The sequence below is a fragment of the Intrasporangium chromatireducens Q5-1 genome (assembly GCF_000576575.1).
GTDB classification, from domain to species: Bacteria; Actinomycetota; Actinomycetes; order Actinomycetales; family Dermatophilaceae; genus Intrasporangium_A; species Intrasporangium_A chromatireducens.
Genome location: NZ_AWQS01000656.1, coordinates 1 through 221, shown reverse-complemented (window position 1 = coordinate 221; position 221 = coordinate 1). Strand labels below are relative to the sequence as shown.

1 pseudogene is annotated in these 221 nt (G+C 69.2%); it reads right to left on the bottom strand.

The features are described from left to right. Positions 1–221, bottom strand: a pseudogene (locus N864_RS25435) (aa3-type cytochrome oxidase subunit I); the annotation flags it as partial.

Sequence of the window (221 nt, the reverse complement as noted above, 5' to 3'; positions counted from 1 at the left end):
GCGGGCACGAGGTCGCCCACTCGAGCGACGCGCCATACCCCCACGGGTCGTTGGAGGTGACGAGCGGGGCCTTGCGCCACGTCTTCCAGACGTTGTACATGAACGGCAGCATCGACAGGCCGAGCAGCAGGGCACCGAGGCTGGAGACGATGTTGGCCGCCTGGAAGCCCTCCTCCGGGAGGTAGTCCGGGTAGCGCCGGGCCATGCCCTCGATGCCGAGC